Genomic DNA, 22,122 nt, shown 5'->3' with positions numbered 1-22,122 from the left:
TACATAACCTTAATTCATTGAATGGAGAGATGAAGTATGGCTGATCAGACGACACGCAGGATGCCAACAGGGATCAACTCGCTTGATCCCGTCCTGGACGGAGGAGTTGTGCCGGGCTCCCTTATCCTTCTGCTATCGGATATCGGTGCGGGAAGTGCCGAGTTTGCATACACCTCACTCATTGCTTTAACCAGAATGGGGAAGAATGCAGGGGCAGGAAGAATGATTCCGGAAGATATCCGGTATATCAGCATCACCAGGACAAAAGAAGACGTGATTAGTGAGATCATGGATTCATTCAAGAGCGATCTGACGGCCGGGATCGCAGATCGCGTCACATTTCTGGATCTCTCAAGCGGATACTTCGACAGGAGTGTCGTCCCTGCAAACTGGTATGATGGAGAGGGGGGCATCGTCGCCCGGATGCAGCGGAAGAAGCCTGATCATGATAGTATTCTTGCCGATCTCATTGCGGTACTTGAGGAGGGAAAAGAGCAGAGCCTTATTATCATCGACTCCATCACCGATATTTCCGGACTGCATTACAGTCCGGAGAAATGGAACAGCCTTGTTGCATTCCTCAGGGGACTGCAGCGGATCGCAAAGACCTGGAACTCGACAATATACCTCCATCTCACCAAAGGGATTCTTGATTCGTCCCGCGAACTGGAGATCTGCGACTGTGCGGATGCGGTCATCCACTTCAAATGGGAGGAGGGATCAGGCCAGCGCAGGCAGAGGATCATGTATTTTATGAAGTTCCGCGGGGTGATGCCGTACCTTGAGGAACGTGATCTTGTGAAGTTTGCGGTTCGGATCAGTGCAACAGCCGGGTTTGATGTCGAGAATATCAGGATGGTGATTTAGGTGAGTGATAACTTCTCGGCACTTATTGACGATGATGATAAACAGCCTCCGGTGCGGAAGATCCCTCCGATCCAGGCAGGAACGCCGCCTGCACGAATGGGAGGCATCATCCAGCAGGCAGATCCTGTAGAACCTGAGTGGGAGCCTCCATCTGATGATGAGTGGATACCGCCTGCTGAAGATCAGTGGGAACCCCCCCGTGATGAGAAGAAAGAGATGCAGGAGCCACTGAAACGGGAGAGTTCAGGTGAAGTGAGAACTCCTCCCGGTAGAAGGACCGATCAACGGATTAAGCTCGGTATAGAAGGGCTTGACGAGATGCTCGGAGGGGGGCTCGTAAAGAACTCCGTCACCGGAATCATCGGGACTTATGGTACCGGGAAGACGACATTTGCAATCAATTTCATCTTTGAAGGTCTGAAACAGGGGGAGACCTGTATTCTGATCAGCCTTGACGAGCGGGCCGAGATGCTGAAAGAGAGTATCAGACGTCGGGGATATGATCTTGACGCATACCTTGACAAAACCTTCTTTTTGATCAAACTTGATCCTACAGATTTTACGCTTGCGGTAAACAGCATTAAAAATGATATTCCGGACCTCATCAGGGAGACGAAGGCATCCAGAGTCGTCATAGACCCGATATCACTCTTTGAAGGGCTTCTTCCGGATGAGGCGAGCAGGAGGCTTGAGATGTTCAGGTTCGTCGAGAGGATGCGGGATGAAGATTGTACCTTCGTCATGACGAGCGAGACAGATACCCAGATACCCTATGCAAGCAAATACGGCCTTGTCGAGTATCTCGTCGACTGCGTTGTCCTGCTCCGGTATGTGAGGACGACCGATCTCTCCGGTACCCATCTTGCCGTTGAGGTGGTGAAGATGCGGAGATCCCAACACTCACGCGAGATCAAACCGTATGAGATCCAGCCCGATGATGTGGTCGTCTATTCAGAGGCAAGCGTCTTCTAGAGAGTACCATGGGATCTGATATGATCCCATGCCTTTCTGAGGGGAGTCTCAACTGCATCTTCCCGGTATATCCCGATATCTTGTCGCCCATAGAAGGCACGATCTGATCCGATGGGGCAGACCTTAATGCAGACACCGCAGGGGGAGATCGCTTTTTTATCGAGGCCGGCACTGTATTTGGCGCACGCGGTTTTTTGGGTCAGCCCCTCCGGATAGCCATCCGGGCTGACTGCTTTGACCGGGCACCGGTCAACACATTCCATGCACCGTGTGCAGAGATCATCAGTCCGGATGGAATCAGGCTCAATGTGAGCAGTCGTGAAGATCGAGCCAAACCTCACCCGTGGCCCGTATTCGGGGGTGAGGAGCATATTATTGACGCCGAATGTCCCAAGGCCTCCCAGGTACGCGGCATGCCGGTGCGAGAAGAAGGCTACCGGGTTCTTCACCAGTGCCCCGATGCCGCCATACCCGTCACGGGGGATAGGAACAGAAGGGTATCCGGTCCGGTTCAACCATATGGCAATCCGATAGGTGTACTGATCAAGAAGAGCGTTGACTGTCCTGTACATCTCCCTGTACTGGATCGAGGGGGAGGATTCAAGCGAGGGGAGCGGAATGGGAAGGCCGATGACAATGACCGATTCTGTTCCGGGGAGGATCGAGCCCGGGTGGTATGCATCCGGAATCCATGGGTGAAAAAGTGGTTCATTCCAGGCTTTTGCAGAAGCAATCCCAAGAAGCGGGATCTCATGGCTGTCACACCATGCACGAAGAGCAGCTTTCATAGGTCAGACAGTGATCCCTGCGATTGCAAGGAGTATAAGGATGACGGCACCAGGGATTCCGCCAAACGCACAGATCAAGACCGTCGCCCAGGTGATCGGGATATCGGGAACACCAAGAAAGGAGAGGAGATGGAAGGTATTTGTGATAAATAGGAGGATGAGACCTGCTGCTGCATTTGCAAGCAGTGTCATCCCTTTCTTAACACAAAAATACAGTGTGGCGATCAGCGCCACAATGACCAGAAGTGGAATGATGATCTCAAACATGACCCGCCATCACCCGACAAGGCGCATCCCGCTGATCCTGACCGGCGGAACGATCACTGAACCAACCCGCCGCGGAGTCGGTCCCATACCTGTGATCTGGCCGAGCATCTCAAAAATATTTCCTGCGATCATCGCCTTTCTCACCGGGTGCTGGCAGATACCATCCTCCATGATAAAGGCGTTCTGGACTTCAACCGAGAAATCTCCCGTGAGCGGATTTGCGGTGTGCGCACCAATCACATCATTGATTGAGATGCAATGGCCTTCACCCGGTTCCTGCATCGTTTCAGCTGAGAAGACCATGGTATGAAGGCCTATCGAGACCCCGCCTGCAACTCCCCCTCGTGCGGCATTGCCGGTACTCTCTTTGCCAAACCGGTATGCGGTCTTCAGATCATAGACAAATGATTTCAGGACGCCGTCTTCAATGAGGACATTCTTTCTTGTGGGAACGCCCTCGGCATCGAAACGGCAGTTCCCAAGCCCACCGGGATAGAAGGGATCGTCAATCACTGAAAGGTGTTCTGCTCCGATCACTTCGCCCAGCTTCTCTGCCAGAAACGATCTCCCCATATGGACAGATCTCCCGTTGACTGCTGATTGAAGCAGTGAGGCAACGAGCCCCGAGAAGGCAACAGGGGAGAGAAGGATATCATAGGTCCCGGTCTCAATCGGAACCCCGTTTCTGGATGTCGAGGCAAGTTCAGCCGCTCTTCGTCCGATCTCAAATGGATCGATATCAAGGGAGTACGAGCGATCATATTCAAAACCGGTCGACTGATCCGCAATCGTCTCAAGAGATGCCGATACTGAGGTGTGATCCTCTTCATACCAGATACCTTTTGAGTTTGCAAGAAGGACTGAACCCAGTGAAAGTCCGGCACCGCCACCAACAACTTCGGCTTCCGGATACGCAGACGCCCCTTCAAGGAGCCTGTTGCAGTATGAGAGGGCGATATCAGGATCGGTTTTGACAGCACTGTCAAATGAAAGGGATTCGCCCTTCAGGGGAACAGGATCGGGCAGTCCGCCCCAGGGTACCGGTTCTGCAAGACGTGCGCTTGAAATTGCCGAATCAAGGCAGACTCGCCAGTCTGCTATGGTGCTTGTACTTGATGATCCGATCCGGCCGGAATCGATTACGCGGATGATCAGCCCTGTTCCAAATGATTCTCCTGCATGAGCAGGAACGGAGCGTTTCATCTCTATTGAGACGCTCTCACTGGTAAGGAGGGCAACTTCAACCTCATCTACAGAGGAGAGCCCTGTCTCGATGATCTCAGTTACGATCTCTTTATACATCGCCACTACCTCCGATGATTGCCTCAGAGAGGAGGATATGGGGAGATCCATCAGAAACAGGGACACTCTGCCCACCTTTTCCGCAGTATCCCGGATGCATTTTGAGATCATTCCCACAGAGGGTGATCGCATGCAATGTCGAAAGGATCTCGCCCGTCAGCGAGACATCCCTGACCATCTCTGTCAGCTCTCCACCCTCGATCAGGTACCCGAACTCTGCATTAAACTGGAAGACGCCACGACCGGGATCCACCTGGCCGCCGCGTGAACCGCCAAGGAGAATACCATCCCGGCATTCCTCGATCATCTCATCGTACCGGGCATCGCCGGGGGCGATATAGGTGTTGCTCATCCGGACAATAGGGAGATCTCCGGGCATTGCACGTGCATGGCCTGCATCGCCGTTACCGACTGCTGCAAGGGTTTCCCGGGAATGCAGGTACCGCTTCAGGATACCGGATTCGATGATTGCGGTTCTCTTTCCGGCAACACCCTCGGCATCGACGGGCTCAAACCCGAATGCATGCATGGTCGGATCGTCGATGATGGTAACGATCGGGCTCCCGATCGCAGTGCCGATCCGGTCTTTTAAGACCGAAGCACCCTCTTTCACAAGATCCCCCTCGCTCGCATGTCCGACTGCCTCATGGGCAAAGACACCGCCGAGTTCCGGGTCGAGAACTGCCCGCATCCTGCCTCCTTTTGCCGCACGGGCATTCAGAAGAGCCACTGCACGAGTGCCCGCCCTGATACCGTCATCAGTTCTGCCCCTCAGGTTGAGGCCGTCGATCCTGTGATCGCGGACATACCCCATCTGCATCGCACCGTTCTGCTTTGCAATTGCCATCACAGAGAATCCTGACCGGCACGTCGTATAGGATACCTCGTATCCGGTAGAGTCGAGGAAGGTAACCTCTTCAAAGCGTTCCGTATAGGTGCCGCGAGTGTTTGATACACCGGGAACTTTGGCAGCTTCAGTAATCTGCATCAGGAGTGTTCCCTTCTCTTCGAGCGGGATCTCTGTCGGATCCTCTTTCACCGGAGGAACCGGGAGAAGTTTCCGATCAGGCGCATCTGCAAGCACAACGTCTTCTGCAGTCACCACTGCGGCTTTCTCAGCCCGGAGGAGGTAATCACGGAGTGCTCCTTTATCATCGGGATTAAACGGTGAAACTGCGACAATTCCCCAGCCACGTGGGCCGAGTGCCCGGATGATGGCCTTTGAGAAGAAGGTGACACCGGCAGATTCGATCTCGCCATTATCGATATCAATGCCGGTATGCTCTCCGCTGACATGGCGGAGATCCCAGTACCTGAGTCTGGAATCCACGCTCAGACAACTCCCGGTTCACTCTGGATCGGTGGATTTGGAGGAATAATCGCATGTTCTGCAAGTTTCTTCAGCTTGGCGAGGAATCCTGCACGGTTTGTCGGAACCAGTGCCTGCTCGAGGATCTCCTCGATATGGGAGACCGGAATAATCTCAATCATCTCCCGATACCGCTCCTCAATCAGCACATCACCTGCATTTGATTTGGGGATGAAAACTTTTTTAATCCCGGCTTTTGCAGCCGCCTCGATCTTGTAGGTGACACCGCCAACCGGGAGTACATCACCCCTGACCGAAAGTGAGCCGGTCATCGCAACATCCTGCCTCACCGGTATACCCTCGATTGCCGAGATGACCGCAGTTGCAACCGAGACTGACGCGGAATCTCCTTCGACACCCTGGTAGGTGCCGATGAACTGGACATGGATATCGATATTCCTGATATCCTTGCCTGTGAACTTCTTCAGGATTGCCGAGACGTTCTTGATCGACTCCTGTGCAATCTCCTTTAAAAGACCGGTTGCGATCACGGTGCCGGACGCACCCTGGGCAGGAGTGACTTCGGCTACGATCGGGAGTACCGATCCCGAATCGCTTCCCATGACTGCAAGGCCGTTTACTTTGCCGACCGCAGTCCCTGAGACGATCGTGAGATCATAATCCCGGCTCCGGCGAATGTATTCGTCCGATATCTGGTCTTCGACTGAACGGGCGGTCTCTTTTGCGGCAAGGACATGATGGAGGCTTGTTACCTCGGATCCCTCGCCCCGTGCAATATCACCTGCCACCCGGACAAGTCCGCCGAGATCACGGAGCTTCAGTGTGAGGTGGCCTTTCCGATTCGAGCGCCTCCGTGCCTCGCGGATCACCTCGGTCATTGCACTCCTGTCAAACGGAGGGATCTTCCCGTCGTTTTTGACCTCCTGTGCGATAAAACGGATGAACTTCTCCCGGTTTGCGCGAGTATCGTCGATCGTCTCCTGCATGAAGACCTCGTATCCATATCCCCTGATACGGGAACGGAGCGCTGGGTGCATCCCCTGCATTGCATCGAGGTTCCCTGCTGCGATCATCACAAAGCGGCAGGGTACCGGCTCTGTCCTGACCATCGCACCGCTTGAACGTTCGCTCTGGCCGGTGATCGGGAACTCGCCTTCCTGGAGTGCGGTCAGGAGGTTCTGCTGGGAGTGGGGGGTGAGGGTGTTGATCTCATCGATGAAGAGGACACCTTTGTGTGAGCGGTGGATGGCACCTGCCTCCACACGGTCATGCGAGGGGGTTTCCAGTCCGCCTGACTGGAAAGGATCGTGCCGGACATCGCCGAGGAGGGCACCTGCATGTGAGCCGGTCCCGTCTATAAAGGGAGCCTTTGAATCCGGGGATGTCGATACGAGAAGTTTTGGAACCATCACATCATCCCGCGGCATCATCGTCCTGAATGCGAGGAAGATGAAGGCAACAGCGATGATGCCCATCAGGAGCATCCCGGAGATGAGGGCATATCCGATGATACCAAAGACGAGCATCAGCATCAGCATATTCCGCATCTGGGCCCTTTTCCGTGACTCCATCTTATGGGCGGCAACGATCTCCTTGCCCCTGCCTGCCGGAACGGTCCTGACAAGCGGATTATTATTATCATCCGAGTTTGGATAGACAAGGATGTCCTGCATCTCCTCTTTGGGAAGGAGTTCGGTCATCGCCTTGGCGAGCATCGATTTCCCGGTACCCGGCGTCCCGATCATCATCACGTGCCGACGCTGGATTGCAGCTTTTTTAATTACCTCGACGGCATGCTCCTGGCCGATCACCTGGTCAATGAGGCCTGGCGGCACCTCAATGTCGGCGGTTGTTGCTATCTCGATATCTCCAAAGAGAAGTTCTTCGTTGAAATCTTCTTCTGAAAGCACCACAGTCTCTGTCTCTGTCCCCATTCTGAGATATACCTCACACAAATGTTGAATGCTTATATATCGGAGACCGATAGTTTAAGTAGTTTCAGTACCGGGAGATACAAGCAATGAAGGTCATATATACGGATAAAAGCCAGATTATCGCTTCAAGAGTGGCAGAAAACATTGGGGCACCCCTGGGGGAGGTAAAAATGTCCCGGTTTCCTGATAATGAGTTATATATCCGGGCAGCGGACCTTGATGACAGAACGGTTATTGTATCTTCCCTCCCCGATGCAGAATCCATTGTCGAGCTGTTGCTCCTAATCGATGCCTGCGAAGGATCAGAGGTCTCCCTTGTGATCCCGTACATGGCATATGCACGGCAGGATAAGCGGTTCAATGCAGGGGAGCCGATCAGCATTCGTGCAATCGCAGCAGCACTCAGCAGAGGGGTTGAAAGGATCATCACGGTGAATATCCACGAACCGGAGGTGCTGAAGTACTTCAGCGTCCCTGCTGAAAATATCTCGATAGCACCTGCAATCGGGGAGTATCTGGCAGGGACCGGGATTGAAGATCCCCTGATACTCGCCCCGGACGATGGTGCATGGGCATTTGCGAAAGGAGTGGCCGCAGCCCAAGGCTGGGATTGCAATTATCTCAACAAGACGAGGCATTCAGGATTTGAGGTCTCGATCGAGGAGAAAGAGGTAGGGGTTCTTGGGAGGAATGTCATCATCGTTGACGACATCATCTCAACTGGAGGAACACTTGCGACTGCTGCAAAGATGCTTGCGGCTGAGGGGGCAGAGAGCATCTCTGCCGCCTGCGTCCACGGTGTCTTCTCAGGGGGAGGGTATGCCCGCCTGATGGCAGCCGGATTCAGGTGTGTTGCATCGAGCGATACGATTGAGCGGGGCTGTTCCCTCATCTCCGCAGCTCCGGCAATTGCAGAGGCGCTCAGGAGATGATCACAATTGACGGCGGCATCCTTGAAGGGGGAGGCCAGATCGTCAGGACTGCTGTTGCCCTTGCTGCTGTCTCGGGAGAGGCAGTAGCAATTCTGAATATCCGGAAGAACCGATCTGTTCCCGGCCTCGCCGCCCAGCATGTCGCTGCGGTAAAGGCGGCGGCTGCGATATCAGATGCCACAACCAGCGGGGTTTTTGTTGGATCCGGTGAGATCACCTTCCTTCCCGGAAGACCGGAGAGGAAGGATATTACTATTGATATCGGGACAGCCGGGAGTATTCCGCTTGTCCTTTCAGCATGGCTTCCCCTTGCACTCCGAACCGGAGGCAGCATCACCATCACCGGCGGAACCGAGGTGCGTGCTGCCCCGACGATCGATTACTGCGATCGTGTCTTCCTTGAGTACCTGAGATCGCACGGGGGCAGGATCTCGGTTGAGATACTGGCACGGGGATACTACCCGGAAGGGGGCGGCATTGTCAGGGTTTTGGTTGAGCCATCCGGAATCGCCCCGCTCGGCACTGGTGCTTTCACCGGCTCCGGAATAGTCTCTGCATCATCAGGACTCCCCGATCACGTGGCATCACGGCAGGCTGAAGCAGCTGCATCTGTTGCCGGAGATCTGCGGGTTCATATCTGCCGGCAGGAGGGGCCTTCGGTTGGATCATCCTGTACGGTCTTCTCAGGAGGACATGGGGGATCTGCACTTGGAAGACGCGGGCTTCCTGCCGAAGCCGTCGGGAGAATGGCAGCAGAGGCTTTCCTTCAAGGGAATTCATCTGATCTCGATCCCCATGCCGCGGACCAGCTCCTCCCCTACCTTGCACTCTATGGCGGATCATTTGGCACAAAAACGCTCACCTCCCATGCGATGACCATAATCTCACTGCTTGGGCATTTCGGTCACTCGATCTCTGTTTCCCGGCGGGAGGGTTCTGTGGAGGTATCGGCATGAAAATTATCTGTGATGCATCCTTCTTCTTCGGAGACTACCCGTTTGAAGGCGATCTCTTCACCACCCCCGGTGTCGTTGCGGAACTCTGTGATCTGCGATCAAAATGCCGCTTTGATACCCTGAAAGAGTCCGGGCTGACTGTTGCCGAGCCGGCACCCGAATCGATTATACAGGTTCGCCAGGCAGCCGGGAAAACAGGGGATCGTGGTGTACTCTCTGAAACAGATATCAGCATCCTTGCCCTCGCTTCTGAGATCGGCGGGGAGGTGGCAACAGATGACTTTGCAGTTCAGAATGTTGCATCTGCTCTTGGAATCAGGGTCAGGCCGATGCTTCAGCGGAAGGCAAAGCGGCGTGCCTGGAAGATGGTCTGCACCGGCTGCGGACGGGATGTTGAAAACGGGACGGACTGCCCGGTTTGCGGTGCGTCGCTGAAACGAAGGCATAAATAGATCGGTATCACTTTTACAGATATGTCATCCCTTGAGGATCTGAAAGAGCGGGCACGCCTGCTCCTCGAAGAGGGGCACAGCCCCGGCCAGATAGCCGATGAGCTCTCCCTCTCCATCGAGACGGTCACCTGGCTTTTAACCCAGCCAAAGGGAGATGCCGCCCCGCGTGATGTGCATATAGACTGGACACGGGTCAGTTGTGATGCGCAACTGATTGAGGCTGTGGCAGCGATGATGATCGATGCATACATCCCACCAGCAGATCGTACCGAGCCTCTTGATGCCGACGTGATCGTCGGGATTGCAATCTCGGGCATCCCGCTTGCCACCCTTATCGGGGCACGTGAGGGATGCAGCCTTGCTGTATACCATCCTGCAAAACACGCCACATCAGAGACACCCATTGGATCAATCTCAGGAAACTTTGCAACAGTGAAGGAAAAACGCTGTATTATCGTTGATGATGTCATCACCTCAGGCAGGACAATCCAGGAAGTTGTTGCTTATCTCAGAAGGCATGGCGGAGTTCCGGTAGCGATATGGGTCCTCTTCGATAAGCGCGGTATCACCGAGGTTGAGGGGGTTCCTGTACACTCACTCTTCAGAATCTCCAGAATCGACTGACGGGGTTCCCAACATAGGATATATTTATATAGAAGTTCAATTCAATTTTTATCACTACAGGAGGATTACAGAGTGGCAAGTCATAATCAATTAACCGGACAACCAATCATTATTTTGCGGGATAACGTCGAACAGACCCGCGGACACGAAGCACAGCGATCAAATATCCTCGCGGCAAAAGCGATCTCAGAAGCGGTCAGGACGACCCTCGGGCCACGCGGAATGGACAAGATGCTCGTGCATGGAGACGATATCACCATCACCAATGATGGAGCAACCATCCTGAGCGAGCTCTCTGTTCAGCACCCCGGCGCCAAGATGGTGGTCGAGGTAGCAACCGCACAGGATGATGAGTGCGGTGACGGAACCACCACCGCAGCCATCATGGTCGGTTCATTCATGGAGCAGGCCGAACGCATGCTCAAGATGGGAATCCACCCGACAAACATCTCAAAGGGTTATTCCCTCGGCATGAAAAAGTCGCTTGAGATCCTCTCGGAACTCGCGATCAATGTCACCCCAGACGATAAAGAGAGCCTGATGAAGATCGCAAAGACCGCAATGATCGGAAAGACGATCGAGGCAGTCATGGAGAAGGCAGCTGATATCGTAGTAGATGCGGTTGCAACAGTTGCCGACAGTTCATCAGGCAGGATCGTCATCGATGAAGATGACATCCTTGTCAAGACCCAGAAGGGTGATGCGATGGATGACATCGAGCTTGTTCGGGGCGTTATCATCGGGAAAGCCCGTGTGGACGAGCAGATGCCAAAGATCGTCACCGGTGCAAAGGTTGCGATGATAAGCACTCCTCTTGAGATCACCAAGACCCAGACCAAGGCAAAGATCAAGATCTCCTCATCCGAACAGGTTGCGGCATTTGGCGATGCTGAGAGAGCTTCTTTGAAGAAGATTGCCGATCAGATCATCGCATCAGGTGCAAATGTACTCCTCTGCCAGAAAGGCATCGCCGATTCTGTGCAGTTCTACCTCGGAAAGGCCGGTATCTACACCCTTGAGGATGTGACCGAGAAGGAGATGAAGTATGCGGCAAAGGCACTCTGCGGAGAGATCGTCAACAAACCGGAAGACCTGACTGCCGAGACCCTCGGAACCGCACACCAGGTGGAGCAGATGGAAGGGGAGGATCTGACAAAGATCTCCGGCTGCGAGAACGCAAAGGCAGTGACAATTCTGATCCGGGGTTCCACCCAGTACCTCATCGACGAGCTTGACCGTGCAATCAATGATGCAAAGCGTGTCATCCAGGATGCAATGGAAGATGGCAAGTACACCATCGGCGGAGCCGCTGTTGAGACCGAGATGATCGTCCGTATCCGCGAATACGCAACAACCATCGGCGGCCGTGAGCAGATTGCTGTCGAGGCATTCGCAAACGCCTTTGAGATCATTCCGATCACACTCGCCGAAAATTCAGGTTTCAACCCGATCGATAAGCTGGTGGATCTGAAGAAGGCACACTCAAACGGACAGAAGAATGCTGGCCTGAATGTCTTTTCCGGAAAGATTGTCGACATGAGGGAAGAGGGTGTCTTTGAGCCGATGCGTGTAAAGCGCCAGGCAATCCAGAGCGCAGCAGAGATCGCATCCCTCCTGATCAGGGTCGACGATATGATGGTCACCCAGTCCCACTGATCCGGGAAGCACACCACCACCCTTCTTTTCCTTTTACAGAATACCAAAATTCCTTTTTAGAGATTGGGTGACACGAACTCCCGGATCTCATGCAGATCGGATACGATCCGCTCAACACCGGGTTTTCCTGAGAATCTATCCTGATCGCCCGGCGCCACCCTTGCAATGAACCGGACACCGGTCTTCAATGCTGCCTCATGGTCCTGTGGAGCATCACCGATGAAGAGGGTTTCTTCAGGTGAAACGCCGTTTGTAGAGAGGATCTCACGGATACAGTCCGCCTTTGATCGGGGAGATCCATAGATCCCATCAAAATACCCTGCAAGCCCCCGCCGATCTGCAATCTCCAGCATCTCTTCCCCGGGTGTTGCAGAGACGACATAGAGAGGGATTCTGCCCTTTAGGTCGTTTAAGAGCTCAAGAGCACCCGGAACAAGCGGGATAGAGAACATCTTCTCGCGGACAATTCCCGCATACCGCTCTCCAAGCCACTTCTCCTGTTCAGGAGTGAGCTCTTCTGATAGGAACTCTTTGTAGATATGCCGGAACTTCACAAAACGGCTCATTCCTCCGTTATCAAGATGGTACTGCACGATCTCATCCTGATGTTTTGGTACAAACGAGAAGGTCTCGCGGAACGCTTCTGCCTTCATTGCAATGGACTCGGCGATGACCCCGTCGAAGTCAAAGATGATCAGACGGAGAGGGGTGTGCTGCATATAGTGAGTGTCTGTATTTCAAGCTGATAGTAGTGGCGATAGCAGTCCGGGGGGGCATAAAGGTTTCTGGATTCGTGCAGAGCGGTTTCGTATAGAATACCTAACGCCAATTATTTTAATAAATAGATCATGATCCTGATACAATGGGTATTGAGAAGAACACCCCAAAAGTTTATCTGGATGTCTGTTGTCTCTGCCGACCATTTGATGACCAGACTTCTATTCGGATCCGTCTGGAAATGACAGCAGTTCTCGAGATCATTCACCTCTGTTCCATAAATGAACTGAGTCTGGTAACTAGCGAAGTTATCCAAGAAGAAATCTCAAATATTCCAGATATTAACAAGCGAATTCGTGTTGAGAGACTGTTATTGGCGTCACACGAACATATTTATATTAACGAAGAAATTATTTCCCGCATGCATAAATTATTAGCAATGGGAGGTGATGCAATGGATTCGCTTCATATCGCATGTGCCGAAAAGGTTGATGCTTTATTCATTAGTACAGATGATGATCTCATATCATTTATTATAGGAAATCAAAACATACATATAAAAGGATATAATCCTGTTACCTGGCTTGAGGAGGAGAGACGATGAGTGCCAAAACATTGCAACAGATTCAGCGGGAAGGGCTTGATGTACTCGTTGAGCGGCTTGGACCGGATGATGCCATTCGTTTCCTTCAGATCTATGAGCCTGGAAGAGGTGATTGGACAAAGGAGAGGAGAGCGATACTGGAGAAAGATCCAGATACAATCATCAGAAATATCCTTGAACGAAGAAAGAACGCGGATGTAATTTAGACGTAAGTTCTGCGTGGACCTTCGGATCTGCTGAGAGATGAAGGGGCTTATTCGCCCACTCATTTTTGAACAGAGGGGATCGAGCACCTACGCAATGATGCCGATTATCAAAAAGTGCAAAATATGGGCTCTTCGCTGATTCTTGTGGGTTTTCAATAGGGAACAAGTCATCATCTGATTATCAGGTGTTTGCATCACCATGAGGATCTGTTCACTGAGGCGTTTTCCCCCACCGCCCACTGCCCCGTCCGCACATGCTCCGCAAGGGAGGTTGTACTGGGCGGCCGCAGATGCTGGCGCGGGGAGGGGCGAGGATGCTCCGTCTGGCTTTCAGAGGAGATATGCCCCGATTCCTTCGGAATCGCCTTTCAGGTTGCTCTCTCGAGCAAGGGTGTATCACCTCTGCCAGCCTGTTTCTTTCGCGGACCCCGCCCCCCGATACCCGCGCCGCACCTGCTTCAAACAACCCACATACAATAGCGAGGAGGCAAAATATGAGATATCAGATCATTTTGTTGACGTCAACAAAATGGTCGCCCCTGGTTTAGGATTCGAGCGGGAGATAACCGACATAATGCTGACCAGATATGCCTGTCATCTCATTGCTCAGAATGGAGATCCCAGAAAAGAGTGTATACGCTCATTCCTTTTTGCCCAGAGTTATTTTACAGTACAAACACGCAGGCAGGAGGTCATTGAGGAGTATATTCGTCTTGCTGAACGCCTGAAGGCACGGGAACAGCTCCGGGAATCTGAGACGGAACTCACGAAATACCTATGAGAGGGGCGTAGACAATTCCGGGCAATGATGGCGGGTTAGTCTACGCATAGGAGAACCCTTCATAAGCCTTATTACCGCACAAATGAAATTCTATATCCCGATCTATGCCGAGGTAGTCTAGTCCGGGAAGGCGGTGGCCTCGAAAGCCACTGGTGTTTGGCACCTCGGGAGTTCAAATCTCCCCCTCGGCGTTTTGTACTTTTCAGCTCTTCTTTTGCAATTCTTCTCCACATTTTCTACACTGTTTCTTTCCCCGATACCCGTGGATATCCAGGAGGCGAGTATCCATGGTGTCAATGGCAACGTAACCGGGGAAATCCGATGCCCTTATAGTACCCTGGCACAGAATATTCATGATAGAGCATGACAGTCCTGACACCGATGCAGGTGGATGCATTGAATGAGCTTGGGAATATCGGATCATCCCATGCCGCCAATGCACTCTCTGCCCTGCTGATGCACCAGATCCAGATGACCGTACCAGCTGTTGAGATCGTGGATCTGTCGGATATTCATGGGTATGTCACTGACGATCTCTTTGTAACAATCCTCTTTGAGATGCAGGGGGAGATCGATCATGCCGGGTATATCATCTTCCTGCTTCCGCTGGATTCAGCCATCCGGATGACCAATGTGCTCCTCGGGATAGCTGAAGAGAAACGGGAGTTGACTGAGATGGATGAGAGCACCCTCCAGGAGATAGGAAACATCATGTCTTCTGCATTCCTGAATGCAACCGCTGAGCTGCTCAGTGTCGTGATGCTCCCCTCCCCACCAAACCTCGTTATTGATATGGGGCATTCGGCGATCGAGGAGATCCTTGCAGAACTGGCAGTTGAGGTGAACGAAGTGATCATCTTCCATACAACCCTCAAATGCGATCAGTATTCGATCAATGGCAATCTGATGATGATGCCCGCCATTGATACACTCTCACAGATACTGACGATTATGGATCAGCTGCTTGAAGATACTGCCTGAAGAGAGCGGAAAAAAAGGAGTTTTCTTTTCGGAAAAGAGAGGAATAGTAAGATAATCGGTTATCTTCAGGCCGGATTCCCGATCCGGTACGCTCCCTCAGGCACAGAAATCTCAAACCGTGCACCTTTTCCTTCCTCACCTGTTTCGGTGATGGTGATTCCCGTGATCGCAAGAATTTCACGCACCAGAAAGAGCCCCATACCAGTGTTCTTGCCAAAACCACGCTTGAATATCTCCTCTTTTTCATCTTCGGGGACGCCTGTGCCATTATCTTCCCACACGATTCTTAGGCCGGATGATGATGGGCGGCAGGCAATCTCTATCCGGGTTGCCCCTTCAGCATGCCGGAGGGCATTATCATAGAGGTTGTAAAAGACCTTCTCAAGCATCGGATCGCAATAGATCGAGTAACTCTCACATGCTGAATTGAGTGGGAGACGCTCTTCTGTTTCGATCCCCTCAATCAGAGTATCGATCGCAAACCAGGACGGCTTCTCAATTCCAAGCTGTTCGTACTGGCGGTTGAATACCAGGATATTCTGGATTACCATTGCTGCTGCCCTGACATGCCCGAGGTATTCTGCCTGTGTCGGATCAGTTGCTATCTCTTCGGCAAACCCGAGGAAACCGTCGATGACCATGATCTTGTTGAGGATATCATGCCGGGTTATACCGGAGAGGAGGTGAAGCTTCTTGTTAATGAGGTGGAGGGCCTCCTTGGTCTCTGAGATCTGCTTGTTTGCTGCCAGCAGCTCCTCGTTGATCATGGCAAGTTCCAGATCCCGCCACATCTGTTCGGTGATATCAAGGCCTACAGACTGGTATTCGCTGAGGTTTCCATCCTCATCGAAGATTGCCCGGGTGTTCCAGCGTTGCCAGATATCCCTTTGATCCGGGCTATCTGCCGTTACAACCCTTTGTTCGATGGTGTGTGTCGGGTTATCCGGTGTGATCCGGGCATACAGCTCTGCCACCTTCTTACGGTCATCCAGATGGATAAAGGAGTCTATCCGCTTCCCAAAGACTTCATCCCGGCTCTTTCCGAGGAACCTGAGATATGCATCATTTGCAAAGAGTATGGTTCTGTCAGGGAGGAATCGAACAATGAACTCATCCATATCAGACACTACAAGACGGTACCGCTGCTCGCTCTCCCGAAGCTCCTCTTCAGCCTTTTTCCGTTCCTGTACCTCCAGAAGAGCCTGATCTTTCATTTTTCTTACAGATCGTATCTCGGAATCAAGCTCTGTGACATCCTCGATGATGATCATTGCAGAGGAGTGATCCTGATCGCTTCCGGGATACCTGATAACAGAGGTCTGCTGGACACGAAGCATCCCGTCAGCTTTTCTACAGGGAATAAATGATGTATGGAGCTGGGAAGAGAAGACTGCCGGAGGACCGCCATCCAGCACCTGTTCGATCCGGGTGCGGTATGCCGGAGTGTTGAGATCAGAGTACAGATCAAGGAGGTTTTTCCCAACCACCTCCTCAAAAGAGCGACCGCTCCATTCAGCAAGGGTTCTGTTCCAGAGGACAATGGTCATCTTCCGATCAAGAACACAGATCCCAACGGGGAGTGCATCTGAGAATTCTGTTATGACAGAGAGGCTATCGTGCTGGCTCACGGCTGTTTATCCCCTTGCAATCTCCCTTACCCTTCTGATGAGGGTTTCAAATGATTCTGCCCCCATGATAATGAGAATCTTTCCCTCAATATTCAAATTCCGGATGAACATATGGGTCTCTGCAAGCAGGACTGCCTCCCGGTGCTCCTGCCTGACATTCTGAATAAGGGCAGGAATATCCGCTTCACTGTATGTAGGAAGCGAATAGGTAAGCTGACTTTTGAGCACATTGGTAATCGAGCCCATAACGCCGTTGATCAGAATATTTCCAACCTCCTTGAGCGTTTCTGCCTGTATTGAGCTGAATGCCCCTTCATAGCCATCAACTGCTGACTCTTCCCCGGTGATCGCATCTATGAGGATATGAGCACTCTCTGCCGGGAAGATCGAATATGTCATTCCGGAAAATACTCCATTAAAATCAAGAGAAATAGCAGAGTATCGCTCTGTACCTATCTGGGAGATGATCTGCCCGGACTCTTCCTTCGAATAGATGCTGATATTTGGTATCGTGAGCTCGATTGTTGATCCGGTCATCTCGGAGAGGATGCCTGCGGCTTTCCCGACACCGATATTCACCAGTTCACGGATACCATCCAGATCCAGAGAATCGATCTCCATCAGGCATCACCGGGAGGTTCCAACACTTTCCGGATTGCCGGGATAAGGTCGTCTGTACGGAGCGGCTTGTTCAGGAAACTGCGTGCCCCGAGTTTCAGGCAGAGATCCCGTGTGGTATCCTGTATATCAGATGTGAGGACGATAACAGGGATTGTAATCGCCTTCTCCCGTATTGCCTTTAGAAACTCAATCCCATCCATATCCGGCATCAGCAGATCAACGATAATAACGTCAGGGCTCTCCCTCTCCGCCATCTCAAGCCCAAGGCGCCCATTATCAGCTTCGATACAGGTATAGCTCTCATTTTTGAGTGTTTTTTTGATGATGGTGCGCTGGAAGGATGAGTCGTCGATTATCAGAATGGTTGGCATAGGCATCCCTTATGTAGGAATTCTTTTGGGAAATAATTTGGGATCATGTGAACCGAAACAGAGCCGTTCAATCCCGTTCCCGATCCGGCACCAAAGCCAGATCCACCATTCAAGAGTGGCATAAACCGGCAGTATACAAACCGACACTAACGGTGGTTATGAGCATCTAAAGCAAAGGGTTTTTTTAGTACCACTACCTTTAGACATACATTTAATCCCATGTATTGCAAACGAAAATACAGGATTAACATGGATATTAGGAAGCCAAATTGCCCGGCAGGGCAAAAACAGCTTCGATTGAGAGAGAGCCGATATCTTTCGGCCAGTGTGTTTGGAGGAGATGGATTATGAAAGAGGGGAAAGCCTCAAAAATTGGCAACATGAAGATCGGGACGAAGATCCTGATCATCTGTCTGGCACTCGTCATCATTCCGACGGTGCTCCTTGGCGTCATTGCATATAATAGTGCAAGCGGGGCTCTGGAAGATCAGGTAGAGACTGAGTTTGAACTTCGTGTCAGTGAGAGCGCAAAACAGGCTGAGGCCGTCTATTCGCTGACCATGGATATACTTGAGGTCGGCCTGAATGTCCTTCGAGCCGAATTCCAGAGTTATGGAACGCCACAGATCCAGAATGGACAGCTGGTTCTTGTTGATTCCGCGGGCCAGGTCACTGTTGTGAATGATAATAACGCAATGGTCGATGGTGTGGTAAACCAGGTCGGCGGTGCAGCAACCATCTTCCAGGTGCAGGGTAACCAGGCGATCCGTGTTGCAACAACAGTCATAGGTGCAGATGGCAGGCGTGCCCTCGGGACACCGGTATCCCAGGAGGTCTATGACGCAGTCGTTGTCCGTGGGCAGACCTTCTATGGAACCGCAAATGTCGTTGGTGTCAACTATATCACTGCGTATGAGCCGATCCGCGGTCCGGGCGGTGCGGTGATCGGTATCCTCTTCACCGGAGTTAAGGAAGATGCGACACTCGGAGTTGTAGAGGAAGACTTCAAGAGAACGGTGATCGGACAGAACGGGTATATCTACGTTCTTGACTCAACAGGCACCGCAGTTGTGCACCCGACTCTTGAAGGACAAAGCCTCACCCAGTATGATTTCATCCAGGAGATGCTGAGGCAGAAAGAAGGTATCATCAGGTATGACTGGGAAGGCGAGGACAAGATCGTCGCATTCACCTACTATGAACCCCTCGACTGGTATATTGCCGCAGGTGCAGACTGGAACGACTTTACCGGGCCGATTAATGATATCAGGAACGCGATCCTGATCATCGTGATCGGTGCTGTCCTCATCGGCGGGGCAATCGCAGTCCTCTTCGGGAGGAATATCGCACGCAGAATGGGCGACCTCGTCAATCTCGGCAGGCGTGTCCAGGAAGGAGATCTCTCAGGTACCATGCAGACTGATGGAAGCGGGGACGAGATCGGACAGGTTGCGGGAGCATTTGGCGGCGTTGTCTCGATAATCCAGCAGTTCGGCACTGAGATGAATATGATCAGTGATTCCGCCAGCGAGGGCAGGCTGGATGTCAGGGGCGATGCCTCCAAGTTCAAGGGCGATTATGCCCAGATGATCCATGGTGTCAATGACATCCTCGACGCGGTTATCGGGCCACTGAATGTTGCTGCTGAATATATCGACCGGATCAGTGAGGGGCAGATTCCTGACCTGATCACAGATGATTACAAAGGCGACTTCAATGAGATCAAGAATAACTTCAATAAGTGTATTAATGCGATCAACCTCCTCATTGATGATGCAAATATGCTCTCCGAAGCGGCAGTCGATGGAAGACTGGATACGAGAGCTGACGCATCACGCCACCAGGGAGATTTCAGAAAGATCATCACCGGTGTCAATGACACGCTTGATGCAGTCATCGGGCCGCTGAATGTTGCTGCTGAATATATCGACCGGATCAGTGACGGCCAGATTCCCGAGATGATCACTGACGACTATAGGGGAGACTTTGCAGAGATCAAGAACAACCTCAACAAATGTCTTGCTGCTGTAACACTCCTTGTCAAGGATTCAAACACACTTGCCCAGGCCACAATCGAAGGGAAGCTTGACATCCGTGCAGATGCTGAGAAGCATGAAGGCGATTTCAGGCTCGTCATTGAGGGGTTAAATAACGTTCTTGACGCCGTTGTCAGGCCCATCAAAGGAATGGGCGGAGCGATGAACAAGATCAGCAAAGGTGATATCCCCGAGAAGATCTCCCGTGAGTTCAAAGGCGAATATAATGAACTGAAGGATAGCGTGAACAGGTGTATCGATGCAATCAATCTCCTTATCGATGATGCAAACCTGCTTGCCGGGGCAGCAGTCGATGGAAGGCTCGCCACCCGTGCAGATGCATCGAAGCACCAGGGAGACTACCGGAAAGTCATCGATGGATTGAACAACACCCTTGATGCGGTTGTCAAGCCGGTGAACGAAGTGATCCGGGTTTCTGACTCCTTTGCAAACGCTGACTTCAGCACCAGGTTCTCAGATGATGTCGCTGCAAAAGGCGATATGGAGAGGCTGAAGAAGGCACTGAACAATGTCTCCACCAATGTTTCAAAGTCGATTGGTGAAGTAAACCGGATGATGGGAGAACTCGCTGCCATCTCTGAAGAGGCGAATGCCAGCATCGAGGAGGTCTCATCCGGTGCCCAGCAGATCGCAAAGAACACCGGCCACGTGAGCGAGAACTCCGAGAAGGCAAACAATGGAGCCATCCAGGTGCTGAGGGCAATGGAAGACCTCTCGGCAGCAGTTGAGGAAGTCACCTCGAATGCCGAGTCGGTTGCCTCGCTTGCACGGAATGCCAACGATCAGTCGAAGCAGGGAGCAAAGCTTGCTGCAGCCGCTGAGCAGGGTATCGGAGAGATCAGCCAGTCTGCGGCAGATGTTGACAAGATTATCAAAGGCATCAACGAGCAGATGGAGCAGATCGGAAAGATCGTCGGCCTCATTGCAGATATCTCCAACCAGACGAACCTCCTGGCACTCAATGCCGCAATCGAAGCGGCACGTGCCGGAGATGCGGGCCGTGGGTTTGCTGTTGTCGCAGCAGAGGTGAAATCACTTGCCCAGGAGTCCGGATCATCTGCCGAGAGTATTGCAAGCATGATCGGAGAGCTGCAGGTGCAGGCAAAGAGGGCGGTCGAGGCGATGGGAACTGCGAATACCGCTGTTCATGCCGGATCCGACCAGATGGAGAAGACGATCGTCGCATTCAACGAGATCGTCCAGTCCGTTGAGCAGATCTCCCGTGCAATCGAGGAGGTTGCCAGTGCATCTGAGGAGCAGGCGGCAACTGTCGAGCAGATCACAGCAAGCGTCCATGAAGTGAGCGGCCTCATTGATGAGAATGCTCGTGAGGCGGGAGATGCAGCAGCGGCAACCGAGGAGGCATCTGCCGGTATCGACGAGGTTGCACGGATGGTTGAGAATGTGAGCACAGTCGCAAACAAGACCCTCCAGGCGAACCAGCAGTTCAAACTGGCGAAGTAGGGGGATGAAACCATGGCAAGTGACGTGCACAGTGATGATAGCCAGGTGATGTCAGGGTCGATTCAGGTCGTCGAGTTCATCCTCGGTGATGAGAAGTTTGCGATCGACCTCTTCGATGTCCGTGAGGTGGTGGAGTACACCCGGATATCCGCCCTCCCCAACTCCCCTTCCTATATCAAAGGAATCATCGATCTCCGGGGCGAGATCACCACCATCATCGACTTAAAAGATCGCCTGAACATAATGAGAAAGAACGATCGGCCTGAGGAGGAATCCCGGATCATTGTCCTTGATGAGAATATCACAAAGAAGAAGGTCGGGATAATGGTCGACGATGTTCTCTCGGTCTCGACATTCGAGATGAACCAGGTCGACAGAACCGGTGCAGCTGATGTTGATGATGATTCAAGTATCCTCGGCATCATCAAGAAGAAGACCAGGGTGAAGGATAAGGATCTGACAGATCTGATCATCTGGATTGAGATCAAGCAGCTCCTCGGCGATATGCTGAAGATGTAGGATCGCTCTCATCCGGGCGATCTGTTGAAGGATATAATTCTCCCTTCATCCAATCCTTCTTTTTTGCATAGAGATCGGGATACAGGACACTCA

At 52.3% G+C, this 22,122-nt stretch carries 22 protein-coding genes and 1 tRNA gene; 14 read left to right on the top strand and 9 right to left on the bottom strand.

Annotated elements, in window-relative coordinates; all coding sequences use genetic code 11:
- Nucleotides 1-36 precede the first annotated feature (36 nt).
- On the top strand, nt 37-867 hold the full coding sequence (locus ACYUBO_RS01465; RefSeq protein ID WP_460371825.1) for an RAD55 family ATPase: 831 nt from the start codon (nt 37-39) through the stop codon (nt 865-867).
- A complete protein-coding gene (locus ACYUBO_RS01460; RefSeq protein ID WP_460371823.1) occupies nt 868-1,839 on the top strand; it encodes a KaiC domain-containing protein in 972 nt (323 codons plus the stop codon).
- Here ACYUBO_RS01460 and ACYUBO_RS01455 read toward each other — a convergent pair.
- From ACYUBO_RS01455 to lonB, 5 genes are read right to left on the bottom strand one after another with little or no spacing between them, the layout of a single operon-like run.
- Nucleotides 1,836-2,627, bottom strand: coding sequence for a 4Fe-4S binding protein (locus ACYUBO_RS01455; RefSeq protein WP_460371821.1), 792 nt, complete (start codon nt 2,625-2,627; stop codon nt 1,836-1,838). The genes ACYUBO_RS01460 and ACYUBO_RS01455 overlap by 4 nt on opposite strands.
- A gap of 3 nt (nt 2,628-2,630) precedes the next feature.
- On the bottom strand, nt 2,631-2,894 hold the full coding sequence (locus ACYUBO_RS01450; protein ID WP_300333280.1) for a pro-sigmaK processing inhibitor BofA family protein: 264 nt from the start codon (nt 2,892-2,894) through the stop codon (nt 2,631-2,633).
- Between the two features lie 9 nt (nt 2,895-2,903).
- Complete coding sequence (locus ACYUBO_RS01445; RefSeq protein WP_460371819.1) at nt 2,904-4,196, bottom strand: TldD/PmbA family protein; 1,293 nt, start codon at nt 4,194-4,196, stop codon at nt 2,904-2,906.
- Nucleotides 4,189-5,532 carry a TldD/PmbA family protein gene (locus tag ACYUBO_RS01440; protein ID WP_460372422.1) on the bottom strand — a complete coding sequence of 448 codons (1,344 nt, stop codon included), beginning with the start codon at nt 5,530-5,532 and terminating at the stop codon, nt 4,189-4,191. The genes ACYUBO_RS01445 and ACYUBO_RS01440 overlap by 8 nt, the downstream gene beginning before the upstream one ends.
- A complete protein-coding gene (gene lonB / locus ACYUBO_RS01435) occupies nt 5,529-7,460 on the bottom strand; it encodes an ATP-dependent protease LonB (protein ID WP_460371817.1) in 1,932 nt (643 codons plus the stop codon). Before lonB ends, ACYUBO_RS01440 begins: the two co-directional genes overlap by 4 nt.
- A gap of 86 nt (nt 7,461-7,546) precedes the next feature.
- On the opposite strand from lonB, the gene ACYUBO_RS01430 reads away from it, so the two are divergent.
- From ACYUBO_RS01430 to thsA, 5 genes are all read left to right on the top strand, one after another.
- Nucleotides 7,547-8,392: a ribose-phosphate diphosphokinase gene (locus ACYUBO_RS01430; protein WP_460371815.1), complete on the top strand. Its 846-nt coding sequence runs from the start codon at nt 7,547-7,549 to the stop codon at nt 8,390-8,392.
- Nucleotides 8,389-9,348, top strand: a complete 960-nt coding sequence (rtcA, locus tag ACYUBO_RS01425; RefSeq protein WP_460371813.1) for an RNA 3'-terminal phosphate cyclase — start codon at nt 8,389-8,391, stop codon at nt 9,346-9,348. The genes ACYUBO_RS01430 and rtcA overlap by 4 nt, the downstream gene beginning before the upstream one ends.
- Nucleotides 9,345-9,800 carry an NOB1 family endonuclease gene (locus tag ACYUBO_RS01420; RefSeq protein WP_460371811.1) on the top strand — a complete coding sequence of 152 codons (456 nt, stop codon included), beginning with the start codon at nt 9,345-9,347 and terminating at the stop codon, nt 9,798-9,800. The genes rtcA and ACYUBO_RS01420 overlap by 4 nt, the downstream gene beginning before the upstream one ends.
- A gap of 21 nt (nt 9,801-9,821) precedes the next feature.
- Nucleotides 9,822-10,424, top strand: coding sequence for an orotate phosphoribosyltransferase-like protein (locus ACYUBO_RS01415; RefSeq protein ID WP_460371809.1), 603 nt, complete (start codon nt 9,822-9,824; stop codon nt 10,422-10,424).
- Nucleotides 10,425-10,496: 72 nt separating this feature from the next.
- Entirely contained in the window at nt 10,497-12,080 is a 1,584-nt protein-coding gene (gene thsA / locus ACYUBO_RS01410) for a thermosome subunit alpha (RefSeq protein ID WP_460371807.1), read from the top strand.
- Between the two features lie 56 nt (nt 12,081-12,136).
- On the opposite strand, the gene ACYUBO_RS01405 is transcribed toward thsA, so the two are convergent.
- Complete coding sequence (locus ACYUBO_RS01405) at nt 12,137-12,799, bottom strand: HAD family hydrolase (RefSeq protein WP_460371805.1); 663 nt, start codon at nt 12,797-12,799, stop codon at nt 12,137-12,139.
- A 143-nt stretch (nt 12,800-12,942) separates the two neighbouring features.
- On the opposite strand from ACYUBO_RS01405, the gene ACYUBO_RS01400 reads away from it, so the two are divergent.
- The 5 genes from ACYUBO_RS01400 (at nt 12,943) to ACYUBO_RS01380 (ending at nt 15,369) form a co-directional block, all read left to right on the top strand.
- On the top strand, nt 12,943-13,401 hold the full coding sequence (locus ACYUBO_RS01400; protein WP_460371803.1) for a PIN domain-containing protein: 459 nt from the start codon (nt 12,943-12,945) through the stop codon (nt 13,399-13,401).
- Entirely contained in the window at nt 13,398-13,607 is a 210-nt protein-coding gene (locus ACYUBO_RS01395) for a hypothetical protein (RefSeq protein WP_460371801.1), read from the top strand. The genes ACYUBO_RS01400 and ACYUBO_RS01395 overlap by 4 nt, the downstream gene beginning before the upstream one ends.
- Nucleotides 13,608-14,181: 574 nt before the next feature.
- On the top strand, nt 14,182-14,388 hold the full coding sequence (locus ACYUBO_RS01390) for a hypothetical protein (RefSeq protein ID WP_300331128.1): 207 nt from the start codon (nt 14,182-14,184) through the stop codon (nt 14,386-14,388).
- A 106-nt stretch (nt 14,389-14,494) separates the two neighbouring features.
- Nucleotides 14,495-14,579: transfer RNA gene (locus ACYUBO_RS01385), tRNA-Ser, on the top strand.
- A 172-nt stretch (nt 14,580-14,751) separates the two neighbouring features.
- Nucleotides 14,752-15,369 (top strand): chemotaxis protein CheC, encoded by a 618-nt coding sequence (locus ACYUBO_RS01380; RefSeq protein WP_460371799.1) that lies wholly within the window; start codon nt 14,752-14,754, stop codon nt 15,367-15,369.
- A gap of 65 nt (nt 15,370-15,434) precedes the next feature.
- Here the strand turns inward: ACYUBO_RS01380 and ACYUBO_RS01375 are convergent, their stop codons facing one another.
- The 3 genes from ACYUBO_RS01375 to ACYUBO_RS01365 are packed head-to-tail and all read right to left on the bottom strand — an operon-like array spanning nt 15,435 to nt 17,989.
- Nucleotides 15,435-16,997, bottom strand: a complete 1,563-nt coding sequence (locus ACYUBO_RS01375; RefSeq protein ID WP_460371797.1) for a PAS domain S-box protein — start codon at nt 16,995-16,997, stop codon at nt 15,435-15,437.
- 6 nt (nt 16,998-17,003) lie between these two features.
- A complete protein-coding gene (locus ACYUBO_RS01370; RefSeq protein WP_460371796.1) occupies nt 17,004-17,618 on the bottom strand; it encodes a chemotaxis protein CheC in 615 nt (204 codons plus the stop codon).
- Nucleotides 17,618-17,989, bottom strand: coding sequence for a response regulator (locus ACYUBO_RS01365; RefSeq protein WP_460371794.1), 372 nt, complete (start codon nt 17,987-17,989; stop codon nt 17,618-17,620). Before ACYUBO_RS01365 ends, ACYUBO_RS01370 begins: the two co-directional genes overlap by 1 nt.
- Before the next feature lie 347 nt (nt 17,990-18,336).
- Here ACYUBO_RS01365 and ACYUBO_RS01360 point away from each other — a divergent pair, with 347 nt between their 5' ends.
- A complete protein-coding gene (locus ACYUBO_RS01360; RefSeq protein WP_460371792.1) occupies nt 18,337-21,510 on the top strand; it encodes a Cache 3/Cache 2 fusion domain-containing protein in 3,174 nt (1,057 codons plus the stop codon).
- A gap of 12 nt (nt 21,511-21,522) precedes the next feature.
- Entirely contained in the window at nt 21,523-22,029 is a 507-nt protein-coding gene (locus ACYUBO_RS01355; protein ID WP_300331429.1) for a chemotaxis protein CheW, read from the top strand.
- Nucleotides 22,030-22,122 lie beyond the last annotated feature (93 nt).

This window comes from Methanocalculus sp. MC3 (genome assembly GCF_054767395.1).
Note: the sequence above shows the minus strand (reverse complement) of the source record. Positions and strands in the feature narration are given on the sequence as shown.

Coding starts and splice junctions, on each gene's coding strand:
- ACYUBO_RS01415 (WP_460371809.1), top strand. CDS start 9,822: ATGTCATCCCTTGAGGATCTGAAAGAGCGGGCACGCCTGCTCCTCGAA.
- ACYUBO_RS01445 (WP_460371819.1), bottom strand. CDS start 4,196: ATGTATAAAGAGATCGTAACTGAGATCATCGAGACAGGGCTCTCCTCT.
- ACYUBO_RS01400 (WP_460371803.1), top strand. CDS start 12,943: ATGGGTATTGAGAAGAACACCCCAAAAGTTTATCTGGATGTCTGTTGT.
- ACYUBO_RS01455 (WP_460371821.1), bottom strand. CDS start 2,627: ATGAAAGCTGCTCTTCGTGCATGGTGTGACAGCCATGAGATCCCGCTT.
- rtcA (WP_460371813.1), top strand. CDS start 8,389: ATGATCACAATTGACGGCGGCATCCTTGAAGGGGGAGGCCAGATCGTC.
- ACYUBO_RS01390 (WP_300331128.1), top strand. CDS start 14,182: ATGCTGACCAGATATGCCTGTCATCTCATTGCTCAGAATGGAGATCCC.
- ACYUBO_RS01360 (WP_460371792.1), top strand. CDS start 18,337: ATGAAAGAGGGGAAAGCCTCAAAAATTGGCAACATGAAGATCGGGACG.
- ACYUBO_RS01355 (WP_300331429.1), top strand. CDS start 21,523: ATGGCAAGTGACGTGCACAGTGATGATAGCCAGGTGATGTCAGGGTCG.
- ACYUBO_RS01450 (WP_300333280.1), bottom strand. CDS start 2,894: ATGTTTGAGATCATCATTCCACTTCTGGTCATTGTGGCGCTGATCGCC.
- ACYUBO_RS01465 (WP_460371825.1), top strand. CDS start 37: ATGGCTGATCAGACGACACGCAGGATGCCAACAGGGATCAACTCGCTT.
- ACYUBO_RS01430 (WP_460371815.1), top strand. CDS start 7,547: ATGAAGGTCATATATACGGATAAAAGCCAGATTATCGCTTCAAGAGTG.
- ACYUBO_RS01370 (WP_460371796.1), bottom strand. CDS start 17,618: ATGGAGATCGATTCTCTGGATCTGGATGGTATCCGTGAACTGGTGAAT.
- ACYUBO_RS01405 (WP_460371805.1), bottom strand. CDS start 12,799: ATGCAGCACACCCCTCTCCGTCTGATCATCTTTGACTTCGACGGGGTC.
- ACYUBO_RS01380 (WP_460371799.1), top strand. CDS start 14,752: ATGACAGTCCTGACACCGATGCAGGTGGATGCATTGAATGAGCTTGGG.
- ACYUBO_RS01395 (WP_460371801.1), top strand. CDS start 13,398: ATGAGTGCCAAAACATTGCAACAGATTCAGCGGGAAGGGCTTGATGTA.
- ACYUBO_RS01420 (WP_460371811.1), top strand. CDS start 9,345: ATGAAAATTATCTGTGATGCATCCTTCTTCTTCGGAGACTACCCGTTT.
- lonB (WP_460371817.1), bottom strand. CDS start 7,460: ATGGGGACAGAGACAGAGACTGTGGTGCTTTCAGAAGAAGATTTCAAC.
- ACYUBO_RS01365 (WP_460371794.1), bottom strand. CDS start 17,989: ATGCCAACCATTCTGATAATCGACGACTCATCCTTCCAGCGCACCATC.